This window comes from Streptomyces sp. NPDC026394 (assembly GCF_055567735.1).
The window spans coordinates 333,724-351,683 of the sequence record NZ_JBVHPX010000004.1; the positions used below are offsets into that span (position 1 = coordinate 333,724).

Annotated in this window: 16 protein-coding genes; 4 read left to right on the top strand and 12 right to left on the bottom strand. The window is 74.0% G+C overall.

Annotation, left to right across the window (positions count from 1 at the left end; all coding sequences use genetic code 11):
* Positions 1-24: 24 nt before the first annotated feature.
* Together ACZ4QV_RS12835 and ACZ4QV_RS12840 are read right to left on the bottom strand one after the other, a co-directional pair.
* Positions 25-1,092: a beta-ketoacyl-[acyl-carrier-protein] synthase family protein gene (locus ACZ4QV_RS12835; protein ID WP_467762883.1), complete on the bottom strand. Its 1,068-nt coding sequence runs from the start codon at positions 1,090-1,092 to the stop codon at positions 25-27.
* On the bottom strand, positions 1,092-2,321 hold the full coding sequence (locus tag ACZ4QV_RS12840; RefSeq protein ID WP_467762884.1) for a cytochrome P450: 1,230 nt from the start codon (positions 2,319-2,321) through the stop codon (positions 1,092-1,094). Before ACZ4QV_RS12840 ends, ACZ4QV_RS12835 begins: the two co-directional genes overlap by 1 nt.
* A 162-nt stretch (positions 2,322-2,483) precedes the next feature.
* Between ACZ4QV_RS12840 and ACZ4QV_RS12845 the strand changes: the two genes are divergently transcribed.
* Positions 2,484-4,022, top strand: coding sequence for an acyl-CoA synthetase (locus ACZ4QV_RS12845; RefSeq protein ID WP_361590158.1), 1,539 nt, complete (start codon positions 2,484-2,486; stop codon positions 4,020-4,022).
* Positions 4,023-4,106: 84 nt separating this feature from the next.
* Here the strand turns inward: ACZ4QV_RS12845 and ACZ4QV_RS12850 are convergent, their stop codons facing one another.
* Positions 4,107-4,781 (bottom strand): GbsR/MarR family transcriptional regulator, encoded by a 675-nt coding sequence (locus ACZ4QV_RS12850; protein WP_467762885.1) that lies wholly within the window; start codon positions 4,779-4,781, stop codon positions 4,107-4,109.
* 186 nt (positions 4,782-4,967) lie between these two features.
* Between ACZ4QV_RS12850 and ACZ4QV_RS12855 the strand changes: the two genes are divergently transcribed.
* The gene (locus ACZ4QV_RS12855) at positions 4,968-6,176 is read left to right on the top strand and encodes a cytochrome P450 (RefSeq protein WP_467762886.1); all 1,209 of its coding nucleotides are present in this window, start codon (positions 4,968-4,970) and stop codon (positions 6,174-6,176) included.
* Positions 6,177-6,207: 31 nt separating this feature from the next.
* On the opposite strand, the gene ACZ4QV_RS12860 is transcribed toward ACZ4QV_RS12855, so the two are convergent.
* From ACZ4QV_RS12860 to ACZ4QV_RS12880, 5 genes are all read right to left on the bottom strand, one after another.
* Positions 6,208-6,879, bottom strand: a complete 672-nt coding sequence (locus ACZ4QV_RS12860; RefSeq protein WP_467762887.1) for an ABC transporter ATP-binding protein — start codon at positions 6,877-6,879, stop codon at positions 6,208-6,210.
* Positions 6,872-7,834, bottom strand: coding sequence for an ABC transporter ATP-binding protein (locus ACZ4QV_RS12865; protein ID WP_361148768.1), 963 nt, complete (start codon positions 7,832-7,834; stop codon positions 6,872-6,874). The genes ACZ4QV_RS12860 and ACZ4QV_RS12865 overlap by 8 nt, the downstream gene beginning before the upstream one ends.
* Before the next feature lie 119 nt (positions 7,835-7,953).
* On the bottom strand, positions 7,954-8,886 hold the full coding sequence (locus ACZ4QV_RS12870) for an ABC transporter permease (RefSeq protein ID WP_361147851.1): 933 nt from the start codon (positions 8,884-8,886) through the stop codon (positions 7,954-7,956).
* On the bottom strand, positions 8,879-9,844 hold the full coding sequence (locus ACZ4QV_RS12875) for an ABC transporter permease (RefSeq protein WP_361148770.1): 966 nt from the start codon (positions 9,842-9,844) through the stop codon (positions 8,879-8,881). Before ACZ4QV_RS12875 ends, ACZ4QV_RS12870 begins: the two co-directional genes overlap by 8 nt.
* A gap of 29 nt (positions 9,845-9,873) precedes the next feature.
* The gene (locus ACZ4QV_RS12880) at positions 9,874-11,472 is read right to left on the bottom strand and encodes an ABC transporter substrate-binding protein (RefSeq protein WP_361614469.1); all 1,599 of its coding nucleotides are present in this window, start codon (positions 11,470-11,472) and stop codon (positions 9,874-9,876) included.
* Positions 11,473-11,583: 111 nt separating this feature from the next.
* Here ACZ4QV_RS12880 and ACZ4QV_RS12885 point away from each other — a divergent pair, with 111 nt between their 5' ends.
* A complete protein-coding gene (locus tag ACZ4QV_RS12885; protein WP_361614472.1) occupies positions 11,584-12,042 on the top strand; it encodes a cell wall hydrolase in 459 nt (152 codons plus the stop codon).
* Positions 12,043-12,072: 30 nt separating this feature from the next.
* On the opposite strand, the gene ACZ4QV_RS12890 is transcribed toward ACZ4QV_RS12885, so the two are convergent.
* Positions 12,073-13,473 (bottom strand): hypothetical protein, encoded by a 1,401-nt coding sequence (locus ACZ4QV_RS12890; protein WP_361614475.1) that lies wholly within the window; start codon positions 13,471-13,473, stop codon positions 12,073-12,075.
* A gap of 235 nt (positions 13,474-13,708) precedes the next feature.
* Between ACZ4QV_RS12890 and ACZ4QV_RS12895 the strand changes: the two genes are divergently transcribed.
* Positions 13,709-14,107 (top strand): hypothetical protein, encoded by a 399-nt coding sequence (locus ACZ4QV_RS12895; protein ID WP_361590169.1) that lies wholly within the window; start codon positions 13,709-13,711, stop codon positions 14,105-14,107.
* A 78-nt stretch (positions 14,108-14,185) separates the two neighbouring features.
* Here the strand turns inward: ACZ4QV_RS12895 and ACZ4QV_RS12900 are convergent, their stop codons facing one another.
* From ACZ4QV_RS12900 to ACZ4QV_RS12910, 3 genes are read right to left on the bottom strand one after another with little or no spacing between them, the layout of a single operon-like run.
* The gene (locus tag ACZ4QV_RS12900) at positions 14,186-15,370 is read right to left on the bottom strand and encodes an acyl-CoA dehydrogenase family protein (protein ID WP_361614476.1); all 1,185 of its coding nucleotides are present in this window, start codon (positions 15,368-15,370) and stop codon (positions 14,186-14,188) included.
* Positions 15,367-16,575: an acyl-CoA dehydrogenase family protein gene (locus ACZ4QV_RS12905; protein ID WP_361147863.1), complete on the bottom strand. Its 1,209-nt coding sequence runs from the start codon at positions 16,573-16,575 to the stop codon at positions 15,367-15,369. Before ACZ4QV_RS12905 ends, ACZ4QV_RS12900 begins: the two co-directional genes overlap by 4 nt.
* The gene (locus tag ACZ4QV_RS12910) at positions 16,572-17,570 is read right to left on the bottom strand and encodes an NADPH:quinone oxidoreductase family protein (RefSeq protein ID WP_361147865.1); all 999 of its coding nucleotides are present in this window, start codon (positions 17,568-17,570) and stop codon (positions 16,572-16,574) included. Before ACZ4QV_RS12910 ends, ACZ4QV_RS12905 begins: the two co-directional genes overlap by 4 nt.
* Positions 17,571-17,960 lie beyond the last annotated feature (390 nt).

Genomic DNA, 17,960 nt, shown 5'->3' on the forward strand with positions numbered 1-17,960 from the left:
GGGGGCATGGCGGCACCGGTCGGGTTACGGCATCGCCAGGAGGAGGGCCGTGCAGACGCCGCCGAAGCCGCTGTTGAGGCTGAGCGCGTAGCGGGACGTCGGGGCGCGGCCCGGCGCGAGCACCAGGTCGAGGGGGCAGTCCTCGTCCGGGCCCAGGTGGTTGGCGTTGACGGGCAGTTCCCCGTGCCGGAAGGCGAGGGCGCAGACCGCCAGTTCGACCAGGCCGGAGGCTTCCAGGCAGTGGCCGTGCAGGGCCTTGGTGGAGCTGACGGGGACCCGTGCGCCGTGCGGGGAGAGCGCGCTCACGATGGCGGCGGCCTCGCCCGCGTCGAAGGCGGGGGTGGCGGTCGCATGGGCGTTGAGGTAGCCGATCCGGTCGCCGGTGATCCCGGCGCGGCGCAGTGCGGTGGTGACGGCCGACGCGGGGCCGCGGCCGTCGGGGTGGGGGCGGCAGACGTGGTGGGCCTCGGCGGCGTTGCCCCAGCCACGGACGGTGGCCCACGGCGGTGCGGTGCCGGTGGGTTCTTCGAGGACCACGGCGGCGGCGCCGTCGCCCAGCACCGGGCCCGCGCGGCCGGCGCTGAACGGACGGCAGACGCCGTCGGAGGCGAGGATGCCGGCGCTGTCGAAGGCGGCGAACATACTGGCGTCGACGAAGCTGGCCCCGGCGACGACGGCCCGCCGTTCGGCGGTGGTGCCGATGAGGTGGGCCGCCTCGGCGACGGCCGTGTTGGAGGCGGCGCAGGCGGCGGTGTGGACGGTGAGCACCTCGCGCAGGCCGCAGGCGCCCGCCAGTTCGGCGGCCAGGGCGGCCGTGTCCGGGCCGGCGTGCAGGGCGAGGACGAGTGGCGTGGCGGCACGGTCGGCGGGAGAGAGTTTGGCCTGGTCGCAGGCTTCGCCGACGAGGCGTTCCAGTTCCCCGTACAGGTCGGGGGTGCCGGGGAGCACGGCGGCGTGGTGGGCGCGGTGGCGTGTGGTGTCGAAGCGGGTGACCGGGGAGGTGGCCGGTTTCCCGGAGACCAGGCCCTGCCAGAGGGCGTCCGGACCGTGGCCGTACGCGGTGAGGACCGACAGGCCGGTGACGTGGGCCATCAGGAGACCGCCGCGTGCCGGGGCTGGAAGGTCACGGGCAGCTCCGTCAGTCCCGCGGTGATGTGCAGGTGGGTGATGCCGCCGGTCGAGCCGCGCTGCCAGGGCAGGGTGTCGAGCGGCTGGGCGGCGGCGAGGCCGGGGAGGCGGCGGAGCACGGCGCCGAGCGCCGTACGGCACAGCCCGACGGCGAGGGCGCTGCCGAGGCAGAAGTGGGGGCCGTGGGCGAAGACGAGGTCCTGGCCCCGCTCCCGGGTCAGGTCGAGGCGGTTGGGGTCGGCGAAGCGCCGCGGGTCCCGGTTGGCGACGGCGATGTGCACGATCACCGGGTCGCCCGGCTCCAGCCGCGCGCCGTACAGCTCGGTGGGCCGGACGGCGAAGCGGGGCATGGTGGCCGCCAGCGGCGAGGTGTAGCGCAGCAGTTCGTCGAGCCCCTCGGTGATCCGGGCGGGCTCGGCGAGGAGGTCGGGGTGGTGCCAGAGCGTGTACAGGCTCGCCGTGAGGAAGTCGGCGACGGGCTCGTAGGCGGAGACGAGCAGCAGGAAGAGGGTGGAGGTCAGGTGGCCCTCGTCGAGGCCGGCCGCGTCGGCGTGCGCGATCATCCCGCTGACGGCGTCGGCCCCGGGTCTGCGCCGCCGGAAGTCCACGAGGTCGTGCATCAGCTCGCTCATGGCTTCGCGGTCGGCCGCGTACTGCTGACGGTCCGGTGACCCCGGGGGGTCGAACAGCGGTGACGGGCCCCAGCGCCGCAGCTCCAGGGCGCGCCGGACGAAGTCGTCCGGATACCCCAGCAGTCCGGTGATCGCCCGGATGCCGAAGGGGTGGGCGAACTCGCGGACGAGGTCGGCGCGGCCGCGCCCGGCGATCTCGTCGAGGAGGTCGTCCGCCATCCCTTCGGCGCGGTCGGCGGCGGCCCGTACGCGCTCGGGCGTGAACGCCGACGCGCCCAGTTCCCGTAGCTGACGGTGCAGGTCACCGTCGTTGTTGAGCATGCTGCGGACAATGCTGTCGGTGACCTGCGGTCCGGTGAAGCCCAGATAACGCGTCCACCGCTCGCCGCCCCGCACGGCCGGTTTGGCGAAGCCGGTGTCGGTCATCACCCGGCGCGCGGCGTCGTACCCGCTCGCGACCCAGGCGGCGGAGCCGTCGGGCAGCTCCGTACGCCACACCGGGGGCTCGCCCCGGGTGTCGATGCGCTCGGCCTCGGGGCTGTGGCGGACCCGTGCGTCCATCAGAAGCGCCGTACCTGGGCCAGCGGTCACCGCAGCCTCCCCACACGTCGAGTACACAGAGCCACTAATAAATTACCATCGGTAATATCGTGTCACTACGCGTGCCCCTCGAACGGGTGACACGCCAGGCGGATCTCCCGAGCGACCGGAGAGGGTCAGCACATGCACGACGAAGGCATCGGCGCCTGGGCCGCGCGGCGGGCGCGGCGCACCCCGCACCGTACGGCGGTGGTCCACGGCGACGGACGGCGCACGAGCTACGCCGGTCTGTACGCCCATGCCACCCACATCGCCCGCACCCTGCGGCGCCAGGGTGTGCGCAAGGGCGACCGGGTCGGCTTCCTCGGCCCCAACCGGCCGGAGTTCCTGGCGTCCCTGTTCGCCGCCGGGCTGCTGGGCGCGGTGTTCGTCCCGTTCAACGTACGGCTCGCACCGCCGGAGCTGGCCCACCAGCTCACGGACTGCGGCGCCCGGGTGCTGCTGCGCCCCGGCCACTCCCCCGGCGCTCCCGCGGGCACCGGCGTACCGGCAGGCACGGGCGTGCCGGTCGTCGAGGTGGACGCGGCGGGAGAGGCCGCCCCCGCGGCACCGGTCGAAGAGGCCGTGGCGCCGGACGACCCCTGCGTGATCCTCTATACCTCCGGCACCACCGGCCGTCCCAAAGGCGCCGTGCTCACCCACGCCAACCTCACGTGGAACGCCGTCAACGTCCTGATCGACGAAGACCTGGCGGCCGACGAGACGGCCCTGATCGCCGCACCGCTCTACCACGCCGCCGCATTGGGCATGCAGGCCCTGCCGGTACTGCTCAAGGGCGGCACCTGTGTGCTGATGGAGTCCTTCGACGCGGGCGCGGCGCTCGAAGCCGTCGAACGGCACCGCGTCACGTCCCTGTTCGGCGTTCCCACGATGTTCCGCCGGATCGCCGCCCATCCGCGCTGGCCGGACGCCGACCTGTCGTCCCTGCGCACCCTGGTGTGCGGCGGTGCCCAGGTGCCCGAGGCGCTGGTCGGCGCCTACGCGCGGCGTGGGCTCGTGCTGCGCCAGGGGTACGGCATGACCGAAGCGGCGCCCGGCGTCCTGCTGACCCCTCACGGGCCGGCCGGCGTCGCGCCGGGGCCGGCGGGCGTGCCGCACCTGTTCACCGACGTCCGCGTCGTGGTCCCCGGTTCGACCGGTCCGGCCGGCCCCGGGGCCGAAGGTGCCGCCGGTGCCGTCGACGCCTCCGTCGGCGAGACGGGCGAACTGCTGGTCCGCGGCCCCAACGTGATGGCCGGTTACTGGAACCGGCCCCGGGAGAGCGCGGCCGCCTTCACGGACGGCTGGCTGCGTACCGGCGACGCGGCCCGTACGGACGCCGACGGCGGGGTGACGGTCGTGGACCGCATCAAGGAAATGATCATCTCGGGCGGCGAGAACATCTACCCGGCCGAGGTCGAGCACGCGCTCCTGACCCATCCCGGCGTCGCCGACTGCGCCGTGATCGCGGTCCCCGACACGGAGTGGGGCGAGGTCGGCCGCGCGGTCCTCGTGGCGGCGCCGGGCGTGGTCCTCGACCCGGACGAGGTCCTCGCCTCCCTCTCCGGCCGCCTGGCCGGTTACAAGATCCCCCGTTCCGCCGTCGTCGCACCGGACCTGCCCCGCACCGGCACGGGAAAGGCCGTACGCCGGCACCTCAAGGACCGGTACGGCGCCCCCTGACCCGCGCCCCCGACTCCGGGCTCGAACGCCCGGCGGCGGACGCCCCGTCACATCAGGCGTCACGTCAGGCGGTCACGTCAGGCGTCAAGCCAGGAGGGAGCGCCAGCGGTCGGCCGAATCCTCCAGGTCCAGGACGACCCGTTCCAGGAAGGTTCCCGTCCTGGCCAGCCGTTCCCCCACGGGACTGTCGGGCCCGAACGCCTCCGCCGCCGCCTGTGCGGCCCGCGCCGACTCCAGCGTCCGCCGGGCGCTGAGCACGACCGAGTGGTACCAGGCGTCGTCGTCGACCACGTAGACGTCGCGGCGCCGCCGCGGATCGCGCTCGCGTCGGACATATCCGTGCTGGACCAGATAGTTCACGGCCACGGACACGGAGGCCGGGCTGACGCCCAGTCTGCGGGTCAGCTCGGCCGCGGTGTGCCTGCCGTCCTCGGACAGCAGCAGGTCGACGTGTACGCGCGCCGTGATCCTCGGCAGTCCCGACCTGACCGCCAGCTCGATCACCTCCTGTTCCACCGCGCCGCCCGGCCCTCCTGGCGCGCGGGGCGGTACCGGTGTGCCGCGCCGCGCCCTCTGGGCCGTCGCCCGGTGCGCCTGCTGGGGCCGGTAGCCGCCGGGGCCGCCGTTGCGTCCGACCTCCCGGCTGATCGTCGAGGTCGGCCGGCCGAGCCGCCTGGCGATCTCGGCGTAGGTGAGCCCGTCGGCGAGTCCGGCCGCGACGCGCTGGCGGTCCTGCTGGGTCAGTCGTCCTCCTGGCATGGCGGCAGTATTGCCTTCGCCCGCCCTCATTGCAACGCTACGTTGCATTCGAGGCCAGCGTCATTGCATCAATATTCCGCTCTCGACCTGTAGTTACGCCTTTCATGCGATTGACTCGACCCTGAATGCAACGTAGCTTTCGGACTGCGCAAAAACGCGTACTATCGCGACATGAGGAGAGCGGTCATGAGCGAGTCCCTCCACACCGTCCCCACGCTGCCGACAGCGACCAGGTCGGGCTGCCCCTTCGCCCCGCCGGAAGAGCTGACCGAAGCCCGCCGGCACGGCCCGATCAGCCGTTACACCTTCCCCGGCGGGACACCCGGCTGGCTGGTCACCGGCTTCGACCTGGCCCGCGCGGTCCTGGCCGACCAGCGGTTCAGCTCGCGCAAGGAGCTGATGCGCCACCACCCGACCATCGACTACGGCGACATCGAGGTCCCTCCGGCGCCGCCCGGCGAGTTCGTCCTCATGGACGACCCGGAGCACCGGCGCTACCGCAAGCCCCTGGCGGGCAAGTTCACCGTCCGGCGGATGCGGCTGCTCACCGAGCGCGTCGAGCAGGTCACCGCCGACTGCCTGGACGCCATGGAGAAGACCGGTCCGCCGACGGATCTGGTGACCGCGTTCGCCAAGCCCGTCCCCGCCGTCATGATCTGCGAGCTGCTGGGCGTGCCGTACGAGGACCGGGACTCCTTCCAGGCACAGGTCGAGTCGTTCATGAGCGGGGAGACGACCGACGAGGAGCTGATAGCGGCCTACACCGCGGTACAGAACTACCTCGCGGAGCTGGTGGCCGCGAGGCGCGCGGACCCCACCGACGACGTGCTCAGCGAACTCACCGACAGCGACCTGACCGACGAGGAGCTGCGCGGGATCAGCTTGGTCCTGCTGGCGGCCGGGCTCGACACCACCGCGAACATGCTGGCACTGGGCACCTTCGCGCTGTTGCGGAACCCGGCGCAACTGGCCGCGCTGCGCGCCGAGCCCGCGCTCGCCGACCGGGCGGTGGAGGAGCTGCTGCGCTATCTCAGCGTCGCCAAGACGTTCATGCGGGTGCCGTTGGAGGACGTCGAGCTCGGCGGCCACACCATCGAGGCCGGCTCGCCGGTGATCCTGTCGCTCAACACCGCCAACCGCGACCCCGAGCGTTTCACCGATCCGCACACGCTCGACCTCCGGCGGCAGGGCGGCGGGCATCTGGCCTTCGGCCACGGCATCCACCAGTGCCTGGGTCAGCAGCTGGCCCGCGTCGAGATGGGTGTCGCGTTCCCCGCGCTGGTCAACCGCTTCCCCTCGCTGCGCCTGGCCGTACCGGCCGAAGAGGTCGCGCTGCGCCCGGAGATCGCGGACATCTACGGGGTGAAGCGCCTCCCGGTCACCTGGGACGTGTGACCGCGAGCCCCGCGGGACTGCCGGCGCCCGCTCAGCCGCCCGTCCCGGAGGAGCCCAGCTCGGCCCAGCCCACGGTCCGGTCGCACCACCGCTCCAGCAGGACACGGTCGTGCCCGACCGCCAGCAGCCCGGCCCCCGAGTCGCGCCGGTACTCCTCCACGACCGCCACCAGGGCGGCCGTCGTCGAGGCGTCGAGCATCGCGGTCATCTCGTCGCAGATCAGCCAGCGCGGGCGCAGGATCAGGGCGCGGGCCAGGCAGGCGCGTTGCAGTTGGCCGTCGCTCACCTCGTGGGGGCGGCGGGACAGCAGGTCGTCGGAGAGGCCCACCGCGGGGGCCAGTCCGGCGAGGCGGGCGGGGATCTCGGTGCGGCGGCCGATGGCGCGCAGGGGTTCGGTGATCAGGTCGGCGAGGCGCAGGCGGGGGTCGGCGGACAGGCGGGGCTGCTGGAAGACGACGCCGTACGCGGTGCGCTGGGCGGGGGTGGCGCGGTGGCGGTAACCGCTGACGGGCACGCCGTCGAGGACGACGGTGCCGGCGTCCGGGCGGTGCAGCAGCGCGGCCACCCGGGCCAGCGTCGACTTGCCGCAGCCGCTGGGGCCGAGCAGGCCGACGGCCTCGCCGTCCGCGATGCGCAGGGTCACGTCACGGACGACCGGACGGCTGCGGTCGTAGCCCGCGGTGATCGAGTGGAGTTCAAGCACGGGCTGCCCCCTCGTGTGCGGCCTGGCGTGCGGGGGCCTCGGGCGGCTCCAGCGGGTGGTGGCAGGCGGTGCCGTCCGTCAGCGCGGGCACGGCGGTCGTGCAGCGGTCCGTGGCCCGGTCGCAGCGGGCGGCGAAGGCGCAGCCCGGCGGGAGGTCGCCCAGTTCCGGCGGCATTCCGGCGATGGGGGTGAAGGCACGGTCCGGGAGGGCGTCGAGCAGGCCGCGCGCGTACGGGTGGCGGGGGCCGGGGGTGCCGAAGAAGTCCGCCGCCCGGGCGAGTTCGACGATCCGTCCCGCGTACATGACGGCCACCCGGTCGGCGATCCGCTCGGCCGCCGCCAGGTCGTGGGTGATCATGAGGAGTGCCCGCCCGGCCCCCGCGGTGTCACCGGGTGTGTCGATGTGGCGGCGCAGTTCGTCGACCGTACGGTCCACCAGGTCGCGGTCCAGGCCGGTCGTCGGCTCGTCGGCGAGCAGCAGCGGGGCGTCGCCGACCAGGGCGAGGGCGGTGGCGGCGCGCTGCGCGAGGCCGCCGGAGAGTTCGTGCGGGTGGCGGTCGAGGTGGCCGGCGGGGAAGGCGGCCCGCGCCGCGGCCTGCTCGGCGGCGGCCCGCAGCGCGTGCTTGGGTGTGCCGGTCAGCTCCCGGACGGTCTCCTCCAACTGCGCCCGTACGGTGCGTACGGGGGTGAGGTGGGCGGCGGGGCTCTGGGGCACCAGGCCGATGCGGCGGCCGCGTACGGAGCGGGACAGCTCGCGTTCGGAGGCGGTGAGCAGTTCCGTGCCGTCCAGGTGCGCGGTGCCCGCGGTCTGCGCGTTGCCCGGGAGGAGTCCGAGCAGCGCGGAGGCCAGGACGGATTTGCCGCAGCCGCTCTCGCCGACGAGCGCGAGGCACTGGCCGGGCGCGAGGTCGAAGGACACGCCGGTGACGGCGGCGACGTGCCGCCCGCCGCGCATCCGGAAGCGTACGGAGAGGTCGCGTACGGACAGCACGGGAGGGACCTCGGGCGCGGACGGGCCGGGAGGGCCCTCGGACGCGGACGGACCGGCAGGGGCCGCGGATTCGGACGGCTCGGTCACAGCATCAGCTCCGATCGGCGGCGCGGGTTGATGCGTTCGCGCCAGACGCCGGCCAGGCCCGCGACGGCGAGCGTGGGGACGATGATGAACAGGCCGGGGAAGAGGGTCGGCCACCAGTCACCCGCGAGCAGCGAGCTGCGCGCGCTGTTGACCATGTTGCCGAGGCTCGCCTCGTGGGCGGGCAGCCCGAGCCCCAGGAAGGACAGCGCCGACTCGTGCCAGATGGCGTGCGGGACCATCAGGACGGCGGCGAGCCCGGCTTGCGGCAGTACGCCCGGCAGCAGGTGACGGACGGCGACCCGCAGGCGGGAGGCGCCGCCGGAGACGGCCGCGTCGATGTACGGGCGGGAGCGCAGGGAGAGCACCTCGGCCCGGACGATCCGGGCGGTGGACAGCCAGTGGGTCAGCGCCACCGAGATGATCACGGGCCAGACGCCGGGCCGGAACATCGCCACGATGAAGATGCCCAGCAGCAGGTGCGGCACGGAGGAGAACAGGTCCACGACGCGCATCACGCCGCGGTCCGCCCAGCCGCCGAGCGCTCCGGCCAGCGCGCCGACCGCGGTGCCGATGACGGTGGCGACGAGCGCCGCGACCACACCGACGAGCAGCGAGACGCGCAACCCGTACACACAGCGCAGCAGCAGGTCGCGGCCCACCTCGTCGGTGCCGAAGGGGTGGGCGGGGGAGGGTGGCCGGAGTTTGGCGGCGAGGTCGACGGCCTGCTGGTCCAGGGGGATCAGGAGGGGTACGACGATCACGGCCAGGAGGACGGCCGCCACCAGGACGGCGGAGGTGCGGACGCGCAGGGTCCGGGTACGGGTGCGGCCGCCGTGGCCGCCGGGCCGCGCGGAGCGCTGGTGCCAGCGGGTGGCGGACGTTCCGGCCGTGCGGGCCGTTTCGCCGGGTGCGTTCACCGTCTCAGCCATCGAAGCCCACCCTCGGATCGGCGAGTCCGTACATCAGGTCGGAGAGCAGGTTGCCGATCAGCACGGCGATCGTGGCCAGCACCGTCAGCGCGGCCAGCAGCGGGAAGTCCACGCTCGTCGCCGCGTCCACGGTGGCGGCGGCGATGCCCGGCCAGCTGAAGACGGACTCCACGAGCAGCGCCCCGGTGATCAATTCCGGCACGCGGGAGCCGACCAGGGTGAGGACCGGCAGCAGCCCGGAGCGCAGGGCGTGCTGGAACAGGACGGTGCGCTCGCTCAGACCGCGGGCCCGTGCGCCGCGCACCGGGTCCTCCTCCAGTGCGTCGCCGACCCCCTGCCGTACGTACAGCACGAACCACGGGAGCTGGGAGACGGCCAGGACCAGCGCCGGAAGCACGACGTGGCGCGCGACCTGCCCGGCCGTGGCGATCTCACTGCCGGTGTCGGTCAGCCCGCCGGCCGGCAGCACACCGAGCTTGAGCGCGAACAGCCAGACGGCCAGCAGCCCGAGCCAGAACGGCGGGGCGGCCTCCAGGGTGTACGCGGCGGAGGTGACGGCGCGGTCGAGCATCGAACCGGGCCGCCGGGCCGCCAGGACACCCAGCAGCGTCCCCAGGACGATGGCGATCACGAACGCCAGGGCGCACAGCAGCACCGACCAGCCGATGCGCTCGCCGATGACCTGCGAGACGGGTGCGCGCAGCGTCGCCGAGTCGCCGAGGTCGCCGGTGAGCGCGCCGGTCAGCCAGTGCCACCAGCGGCCCAACAGCGGCTGGTCGACGCCCAGGTTGTGCCGGATCTGGTCGAGGTTCGCCTGGGAGGCGGTGAGCCCGGCGGTGCCCGCGTACGCCCTGACCGGGTCGAAGGGCGCGGCGGCCGCGACGGCGAACACGCCGAGGGTGACGGCGAGGAGGACGGGTACGGCGAACAGGGTGCGCCGTCCCGTCATCCGCGCCATGGGGGCCCAGGGCAGTTGTGCGAGGCGGTTCACGTGGCGGGCTGCCAGTCCTCCACGTTCCACCACGGGCCGGAGGCCAGGCCGTGGTCGTGCGGCTCGACCTGGGTGGTGAGGTCCTTCCACCGGTCCTTGAGGACGTAGAGGTGGTCGATGTGGGTGAGGAAGACGTACGCCGGGTCGTCGACGAGTTCGCGCTGCACGGCGTCGTAGCCGGCCTTGCGCGCGGCCTTGTCGTCGGTGCGGCGGGCGTCCACCAGGGCTTTGTCGACCTTGGGGTTGTCGTAGCGCGACATGTTGTTGAAGCCGTCGCCGGCGAGCGAGGAGTGCAGCAGCAGGTACTGGTCGAAGTCCGGGTCGGCGGGGCTGCCGCCGCCCGCGAGGACCGCGTCGGTCTTCATGTTCGGCATGATCGCTTCCCAGGGGCCGGACTCGACCTTCACCTCGATGCCGGCCTTCTTGGCGTCGGAGGCGAAGGCGAGCGCGTGCTCCTGGCGGAGCTTGTCGCCGGCCAGGTACCAGAGCTTGAAGGAGGCGGGCCGGCCGTCCTTGGCGCGGATGCCGTTCTCGCCCTTCTGCCAGCCGGCGTCGTCGAGGATCCGCTCGGCCTTCTTCAGGTCGTGGGCGCGCTCGGTGCCCTTGGCGAACCAGGGGCTGTCGGTCGGTACGGGCCCGTAGGCGGGCTTGCCGGCGCCGTCGAGGATGCCGTCGACCATGGCCTTGCGGTCCACCGCGATGTCCAGGGCCCGGCGGACGGCCTTGTCGCCGGTGACCTCGTTGGCGGTGGGCAGGGTGACGGTGCGGTAGTCGAACGTCTTGGCGGCCAGCGACTTCTTGTCCTTGTCGGACGTGAAGGTGGCGGCGAGGTTGGGCGGCAGGATCGCGCCGTCGAGGTCGCCGGAGCGCAGCCGGGTGGCGCGCACGTCGTCGTCCTTGATGATCGCCATGGTGAAGTTCTTCACCTTGGGGGCGCCGCCCCAGTAGTGCGGGTTGGCCTTGAAGGTGAGCTTCTCACCCTTGGACCACTTGGTGAGGATGTAGGGGCCGGTGCCGATCGGCGCGGTGGTGAAGGAGCCGTGGTTGATGTCCTGCTTGCCCGCGACGTGCTGCGGGGCGATCGGCAGGACGGTGCGCTCGGCGAACGGCGCGTAGGGGTACTTGAGGTGGAAGACGACGGTGCGGGCGTCCTTCTTCTCGACCTTCTCCAGAGCGTCCAGTTCGGCCTTGGAGGCGTTGTTGGTCTTCGCGTCGAGGATGGTCTCGTAGGTGAAGACCACGTCGTCGGCGGTGAAGGGCTTGCCGTCGCTGAAGGTCACGCCGTCGCGCAGGGTGTACGTGTACGTCCTGCCGTCGTCGGAGACCTCGGGCAGCTTCGCGGCCAGCGCGGGCCGGAGCTTCATGTCCGCGTCGTGGGTGAGCAGCCCGTCGAAGATCTTGGAGTTGCCGTCCTTGCCGTACCCCAGCAGCGGGCTCAGCGACTCCGGTTCGTAGGCGATGCCGACCACGGCGGAGTCCTGGGCACCGGACGCGCCGCCCTTGCCGCTGGTGGGCGTCGAGCAGGCCGCCGCCGTGAGCGCCACCGTTCCCGCCAGTGCCGCGGCGGTCGCTGAGCGTATCGACCGGGACCTCATGCCCACTCCCTACTGAAGACCGTATGTTGTTGCAAAGTGCAGGCAATTAAACAGCATGAGAGAAACGGAAGCTCCGCCACCCCCGCTCGCGGGGCCCGTCATCATGGACGGATGCCCGCCGATCCGCTTCACCGCCTGCCCGCCGGCCTGCGGGACGTCCCCTACGACGGCGCCCGGCACCCCGGCGCTCCCCCGCCGCCGGGCCGCCACCCGTACGACGTGACGGCGGGCGCCAACTGCCAGCTCTACGCCTACGCCGTGCTGCGCCACTTCGGACGTGAGGTGCCGCCGCTGCGGTCCGCCGAACTGTGGGCGGACACCGCGGCGACCGTACGGGCCGATCCGCCGGGACCGCTGGACCTGGTGCTCTTCGACGCCGGGGAGGCACCGGGACGGCCCGCCGGGTACGGGGCACACGTCGGCGTGCACCTGGAGCCCGGCCAGGTGCTGCACCTCTGCAAGGAGGCCGGACGGCCCGCCGTGTGGACGTACGCGGACTTCGCCCGGCGGGCCTGCTACGCGCGGTTCCTGGGCGCGAAGCGGGTCCGGGCGGCACCGGTCAGCCGGTAGGCCCGGTCGTCACCGGCCGGGCGGCGCGTGTCACCAGTCGCCGCCGCCGAAGCCACCGCCGCTGTCGCCGCCACCGAAACCGCCGAAGTCACCGCCGCCGCCGCCGAAACCGCCGGAGAAGTCGTCAGGGTTGAAGTCCGCGCCGGAGACGTCGCCGCCCTCGGCTCCCTGCTGGCCGCCGCCGAAGTCGGAGGCGTAGGCGGACGGGCCCATCATGACGCTGCCGAGCATGGTGCCCACGAGGAGGCCCGGCAGCATGCCGCCGCCGAAGTAGCCGCCCGCCCAGGGGCCGTAGGCCGGGCCCGCGTCCCAGTAAGGACGCTGCCCGTACTCGGTCTGCACCGTGCGGGCCATCGGCTCCTGCCCGTCCGCCAGGCGCGCCTGGTCGGCGGCGCAGACCGGGACCGTGCGGGGCGCCGCGCCGTTCGGCGCCCACTCCGCGTCCGCGACGGACGGCCCGTGCCGCGGGTCGAAGAAGCACGGCACCCGGCGTTCGGGCAGCGGCTTGCCCTCGCGCCGCGCGGCCAGGGTGGCCAGCGCGAACCGGCCGTCCTCCAGGGCCTTGGTGACCGGCTCGACGTCGCCGGGGCGCTCGGCGCGGGCCATCGCCGTCTTGGCGTTCTCGTACGCGTCCAGCGCGTGGCTGTAGTCGGCACGCATCGCGTCGTCGGCACCGGGCTCGCCGGGGTTGAAGTCGAGCCGGTCCAGCTCCTCGCCGAAGGCGGTGATGTCCTCGTCCACCACGACGCGGAGCTGTTCCAGCGCGGCCCGCTCCTCCTCGGCCCGCCGCTTCTTGTTGCGGCGGTGCAGCGCGTAGGCACCGCCACCGCCGACGGCCACCAGCGCGCCCAGGCCGACGAGCGCGCCGGTGCTGACACCGGCGCCGTCGCCGCCCCAGGAGGCCGGCTCGTGGCCGGACGCCTGCTGGGTCGCGGTGTCCACGAAGCTGTTCAGGCGTTCCTTGGTGGTGCCGTAGCCGGAGCGCTGGACGGCGCCGACGAGGTTGCGTACGGAATTGACCGACATCACCCGCCGGTCGGCGGCGGCGTTGAACCGGTCACCGAGTTCGACGGCGTAGACGCCGCTGACACCGGTCTTGGTCCGCAGGTCCCGCAGAAGGGTCTCGGGCCGGTACTCGGCGGCCTTGGGCAGCACCGCCACGAAGACCGGCTTCCCGGAGTCCTTGATCTTCTTGGCGAGGGCGTCCGCGTCGGCGGACGACAGCTCGCCGGACGCCCGCGGGTCCACGTACACCGGGCCCTTCTTCAGGGCGTCCGCCGCCTCGTCGAGCCCTCCGGCGGCCCGCGCGCCGGGTGCCACGGCGGTGAGCACCGCCAGGAGGACGGCGGCCAGCAGGGACGCCGGGCCGGCCTGCGGGCACCGGCGGAGCGCCGCCCCGGAGGCCGTGCGGCGACGGGTTGCGATCTTCATGGGTACGACGCTACCCGAACTGCACTTTTTAGACATAACGGTTGCGTAACGGGCGGAGTCGTGCTGCCCGCGCGGACACCGGGCGCGGTACCGCCGTGTGGACACAGTGTCGTACAGCCGCGACGCCTCGGCCGCTCAAGGGCCCCCGGTGAGGTGGCCGTCGCCCCGGCACCGGTGATGATCTCACCGCGCGGGGAAGCTTCGCCCGACCGCCCCCGACGACACGGAGGTCATCATGCGTACGGCGAAGGCCAAGGGCATAGCCGTCGGAGCCGCCACCACCGCGGCGGCGGCCGCCCTCGCGGTCGGACCGGCCGCCGCCCCGTCCGCCGCCGGCCCGGCCCTGAAGGTCACGACACCGGCCGCCGGCTCCAGCGCGAAGGTGGCGGGCGGCCTCCTCGTCCAGTGGTCGAACACCACCGGGAAGGAGGTGGACGTCTGGCTGAGCGCCCGCACGCCGTCCGGCGGACACGACCGGCTCTCACTGGTCGCGCCCAAGGCGGGCACCAAGAAGGCCGGCGAGGCCCTGGCCACCCTGCCCACCGTCCCGCCGGGCACCTCCTACACGATCGAGGTGACGACCCAGGACGGCAAGGAGAGTGACGTCAGCGGGCCCTTGAGTCTCATCGGGTAGGGGATCGCCCGCCCGGTGACCGGGGCGCCGGCTCCCGGGGCGGGGCGCTCCGCGGCCGGAGCGCGAGCCCGGGAGCCGCTACGGAGCCGGGAGCTCCACCAGTTCCGCCAGCGCTTCGCGGTGTCGGCCCGGGGTGCCCAGGGCGATCTCGTCGGCCTTGGCGCGCTTGAGGAACAGGTGCGCGGGGTGCTCCCAGGTCATGCCGATGCCGCCGTGCAACTGGATGCACTCCTCGGCCGCGCGCACCGCTACGGGCGCGCAGTACGCCTGCGCGACCGCGACCGCCACCCGCGCGTCCGGGCTGCCGGTGGCCAGCGCGTCGGCGGCGTTGCGGGCCGCCGCCCGGGCCGAGGCGACCTCCAGCCAGAGCGCGGCCATCCGGTGCTTGAGCGCCTGGAACGAGCCGACCGGGCGTCCGAACTGGGTGCGTCGGCCGGTGTGCCGCACGGTTTCGGCCAGGCACCATTCGGCGATGCCGAGCTGTTCGGAGGCGAGCAGCCCCGCGCCCGCGAGCAGGGCCCCGGTCACCGCCGCGCGGGCCGTGTCCTGCCCGGCCAGCAGCCGTCCGGCGGCGCGGTCGAGGGTGACCCGGGCCGGGGTGCGGGTCAGGTCGAGCGGTGTGCCGGGCGTGGTCCGTACCCCGTCGGCCGTCGTGCCGACGGCGTACAGCGCGTATCCGTACGGGCCGTCGGCCGGCACGAGCAGCACGTCCGCGGCGGCGGCGTCCGCGACGCCGGTCACCTCGCCGCTCAGCGCGCCGTCGGCGTCGGCCCGTACGGCCGGTTCCGGCAGGGCGCCCGGGGCCGTCGGCAGAGGTACGGCGAGCACGCCGACGCTGCGCCCTTCGGCGAGCGCGGCGAGCGGCCCGGCCACTTCCGGGCGGTCCGTCTCGCAGCCGAGCAGCGCCGTCACGGCCAGTACCGCGCTGGTCAGGTACGGAACCGGCGCCACCGAGCGGCCCAGTTCCTCCAGGACCACGGCGGCCTCGCGGGTGCTCGCGCCCTGCCCGCCGAGCTTCTCCGGGACCAGCAGTCCGGCCGTGTCCATGTCGGCGGCCAGTGAGCGCCACAGTCCGGTGTCGTGCGTCCGGCCGCTCTCCAGGCCGGCCAGGACGGCGGCCGGGCCGCCGCGGTCGGTCAGCAGCGAGCGGACGGCGGCCCGCAGGTCGTCCTCGGGCTCCGAGTAGAGGAGGTCGGGGACGGCGTCGGGCTGCGCGGGGGCCGGTGCGGCGGGGGCGGCCTGGGCCTGGTTCGGAGCGGTCATCGGGGGAGGTCCTTCCAGGCGACGTCCTTGTCGGTGCGCGGCTCGGGCGGCAGCCCCAGGACGCGTTCGGCGACGATGTTCAGCAGCACCTCGGAGGTGCCGCCCTCGATGGAGTTGCCCTTGGCGCGCAGGTAGCGGTAGCCGGCGTCGCGTCCGGTGAAGTCCACGCCCTCGGGGCGGCGCAGCGTCCAGTCGTCGTACGCCAGCCCGTCCTCGGCCAGGAACTCCACCTCCCAGCCGCTGATCTGCTGGGCCAGCCGGGCGAACGCCAGCTTCATGCCGCTGCCTTCCGGCCCCGGCTGCCCCTTCGCGAGCTGCTGACGCAGCCGCTCGCCCGTGAGGCGGGCGACCTCGGCGTCCACCCAGTGGCGCAGCAGCCGCTGGTGGAGGTCGTGGGTGCGGGCCCCGGGGCGCTCGCGCCACGCCTGCGCGGCGACGCCGATCATGCCGCCCTCGCGCGGCAGCCGGGCGCCGCCGATCGCCACCCGTTCGTTCATCAGCGTGGTCTGGGCGACCTTCCAGCCCTCCCCCACCGCGCCGAGGCGGTGCGCGTCGGGAATCCGTACGCCCGTCAGGAAGACCTCGTTGAACTCGGCCTCGCCGGTGATCTGCCGCAGCGGCCGCACCTCGACGCCGGGGTCGGTCATGTCGCACACGAAGTAGGTGATGCCGCGGTGCTTGGGCAGCTCCGGGTCCGTACGGGCGATGAGGATCGCCCAGCGGGCCTGGTGGGCGCCGGACGTCCAGACCTTCTGGCCGTCCACCGTCCAGTGGTCGCCGTCCCGTACGGCGCGGGTGGCGAGCGCGGCCAGGTCGGAGCCGGCACCGGGCTCGCTGAACAGCTGGCACCACACCTCTTCGCCGGTCCACAGCGGCCGCAGGAAGCGCTTCTGCTGCTCGTCCGTGCCGAAGCGGAGGATGGTGGGGGCAGCCATGCCCAGGCCGATGCCGATACGGCGGGGGTTGTTGTCCGGCGCGCCGGCCGCCTCCAGTTCGGCGTCCACGACGGCCTGGAGCGCGCGCGGCGCGTCGAGTCCGCCGAGGCCCCGGGGGAAGTGGACCCAGGCCAGCCCGGCGTCGAAGCGGGCGCGCAGGAAGTCGAGCGGGTCGGTGGTGGCGGGCGGGTGGGCGGCGAGCAGGTCGGCGGTGCGGCGGCGCAGTCCGTCGGCGTCGGGGCTCCCGGCCTCGGTGATCACCTCGGTCATCGCGCGTCCTCCAGACCGGGGACCACGACGAGGCGGCCGGTGGTGGTGCCGTCGAAGACGCGCTGGACCGCCTCGGCCGCGCCGGACAGCGGCACCCGGCCGCCGATCAGCGGCTTGATGACGCCCTGCGCGGCCAGCTTGGCCAGCTCCTCGTGGCAGGCGTCGACCGCGGCCGGGTCCTTGGTGTTGTACAGGCCCCAGTGCAGGCCGAGGATCGTGTAGTTCTTCACCAGGGCGTGGTTGAGGCCGGGGGCCGGTACGGTGCCGCTGGCGAAGCCGACGACCACGATCCGGCCTTCGAAGGCGACGCACTTGACGGACTTGGCGTACGCGTCGCCGCCCACCGGGTCGTAGACCACGTCGGCGCCCCGGCCGCCGGTCGCCTCCTTGACGGCGGCCACGAGGTCGTCGGTGCGGCGGTCCAGCACCACGTCACAGCCCAGTTCGCGGGCGACGGCCGCCTTGTCGGAGCCGCCCACCACCCCGATGACCCGGGCCCCCGCGGCCTTGCCGAGCTGGACGGCGGCGCTGCCGACCCCGCCCGCCGCGGCGTGCACGAGCAGCGTCTCGCCGGGCTGGAGGCGGGCCCGGCGGTGCAGACCGAACCAGCCGGTCTGGTAGCCGATGTGCAGTGCGGCCGCCTCCGCGTCGTCCAGGGCGTCGGGCGCGGGACGCACCGACGCCGCGTCCGCGAGGGCCAGTTCGGCGAAGCCACCGCCCGGCAGCGGGGGCTGGGCCAGGACCCGGGCGCCCACCTCGGCGGACGCGCCCTCGCCCGCGGCGAGCACCTCGCCGCAGATCTCCACGCCCGGCGTGAAGGGCAGCGGCGGACGTACCTGGTACTGGCCGCGGCACAGCAGCGCGTCGGGGAAGTTGACGTCGGCCGCTCGCACCCGCAGCAGCAGTTGTCCCGGCCCGGGCTGCGGGTCCGGCACTTCTTCCAGCCGCATCACCTCGCGAGGCTCGCCGTTCTCGTGTACGCGCCATGCCTTCACAGGTGCCTCCACAGACCTCGGGTACGCGGGGAGCGCGGGGTGCCGGAACCTGCCGGGCCCGCGACCCTCGGCATACTAAGCGGTCGGTATCCCGGAGGGAACAGCCGATCGCGGGCAGCCTGGCCACCGGGGCGCCGAAGTCCACGGCCCGGCGGCGCCCGAAGCCCGGTACCCAGGTCGCCGCGGCCCGCGACCGGCCGTGTCCGGAGCCCGGTATCGGCAAGGCCGAAGTCCCCGACCGGCAGCGCCCGGAGCCCGGTACCGCCAGGGTCAGGCACCGCGCCGCCCGGTGGACGAACACTGGCCGTCATGGACACCACCGCCGAGTTGGGCACCTCCTCCGGACCCGCCGCACCCGCCTCCAGCTGGAGGACGTCGGCCTGGTCTCCT

Coding starts and splice junctions, on each gene's coding strand:
- ACZ4QV_RS12835 (WP_467762883.1), bottom strand. CDS start 1,092: ATGGCCCACGTCACCGGCCTGTCGGTCCTCACCGCGTACGGCCACGGT.
- ACZ4QV_RS12840 (WP_467762884.1), bottom strand. CDS start 2,321: ATGGACGCACGGGTCCGCCACAGCCCCGAGGCCGAGCGCATCGACACC.
- ACZ4QV_RS12845 (WP_361590158.1), top strand. CDS start 2,484: ATGCACGACGAAGGCATCGGCGCCTGGGCCGCGCGGCGGGCGCGGCGC.
- ACZ4QV_RS12850 (WP_467762885.1), bottom strand. CDS start 4,781: ATGCCAGGAGGACGACTGACCCAGCAGGACCGCCAGCGCGTCGCGGCC.
- ACZ4QV_RS12855 (WP_467762886.1), top strand. CDS start 4,968: ATGAGCGAGTCCCTCCACACCGTCCCCACGCTGCCGACAGCGACCAGG.
- ACZ4QV_RS12865 (WP_361148768.1), bottom strand. CDS start 7,834: ATGCGCGGCGGGCGGCACGTCGCCGCCGTCACCGGCGTGTCCTTCGAC.
- ACZ4QV_RS12870 (WP_361147851.1), bottom strand. CDS start 8,886: ATGGCTGAGACGGTGAACGCACCCGGCGAAACGGCCCGCACGGCCGGA.
- ACZ4QV_RS12875 (WP_361148770.1), bottom strand. CDS start 9,844: ATGGCGCGGATGACGGGACGGCGCACCCTGTTCGCCGTACCCGTCCTC.
- ACZ4QV_RS12880 (WP_361614469.1), bottom strand. CDS start 11,472: ATGAGGTCCCGGTCGATACGCTCAGCGACCGCCGCGGCACTGGCGGGA.
- ACZ4QV_RS12885 (WP_361614472.1), top strand. CDS start 11,584: ATGCCCGCCGATCCGCTTCACCGCCTGCCCGCCGGCCTGCGGGACGTC.
- ACZ4QV_RS12890 (WP_361614475.1), bottom strand. CDS start 13,473: ATGAAGATCGCAACCCGTCGCCGCACGGCCTCCGGGGCGGCGCTCCGC.
- ACZ4QV_RS12895 (WP_361590169.1), top strand. CDS start 13,709: ATGCGTACGGCGAAGGCCAAGGGCATAGCCGTCGGAGCCGCCACCACC.
- ACZ4QV_RS12900 (WP_361614476.1), bottom strand. CDS start 15,370: ATGACCGCTCCGAACCAGGCCCAGGCCGCCCCCGCCGCACCGGCCCCC.
- ACZ4QV_RS12905 (WP_361147863.1), bottom strand. CDS start 16,575: ATGACCGAGGTGATCACCGAGGCCGGGAGCCCCGACGCCGACGGACTG.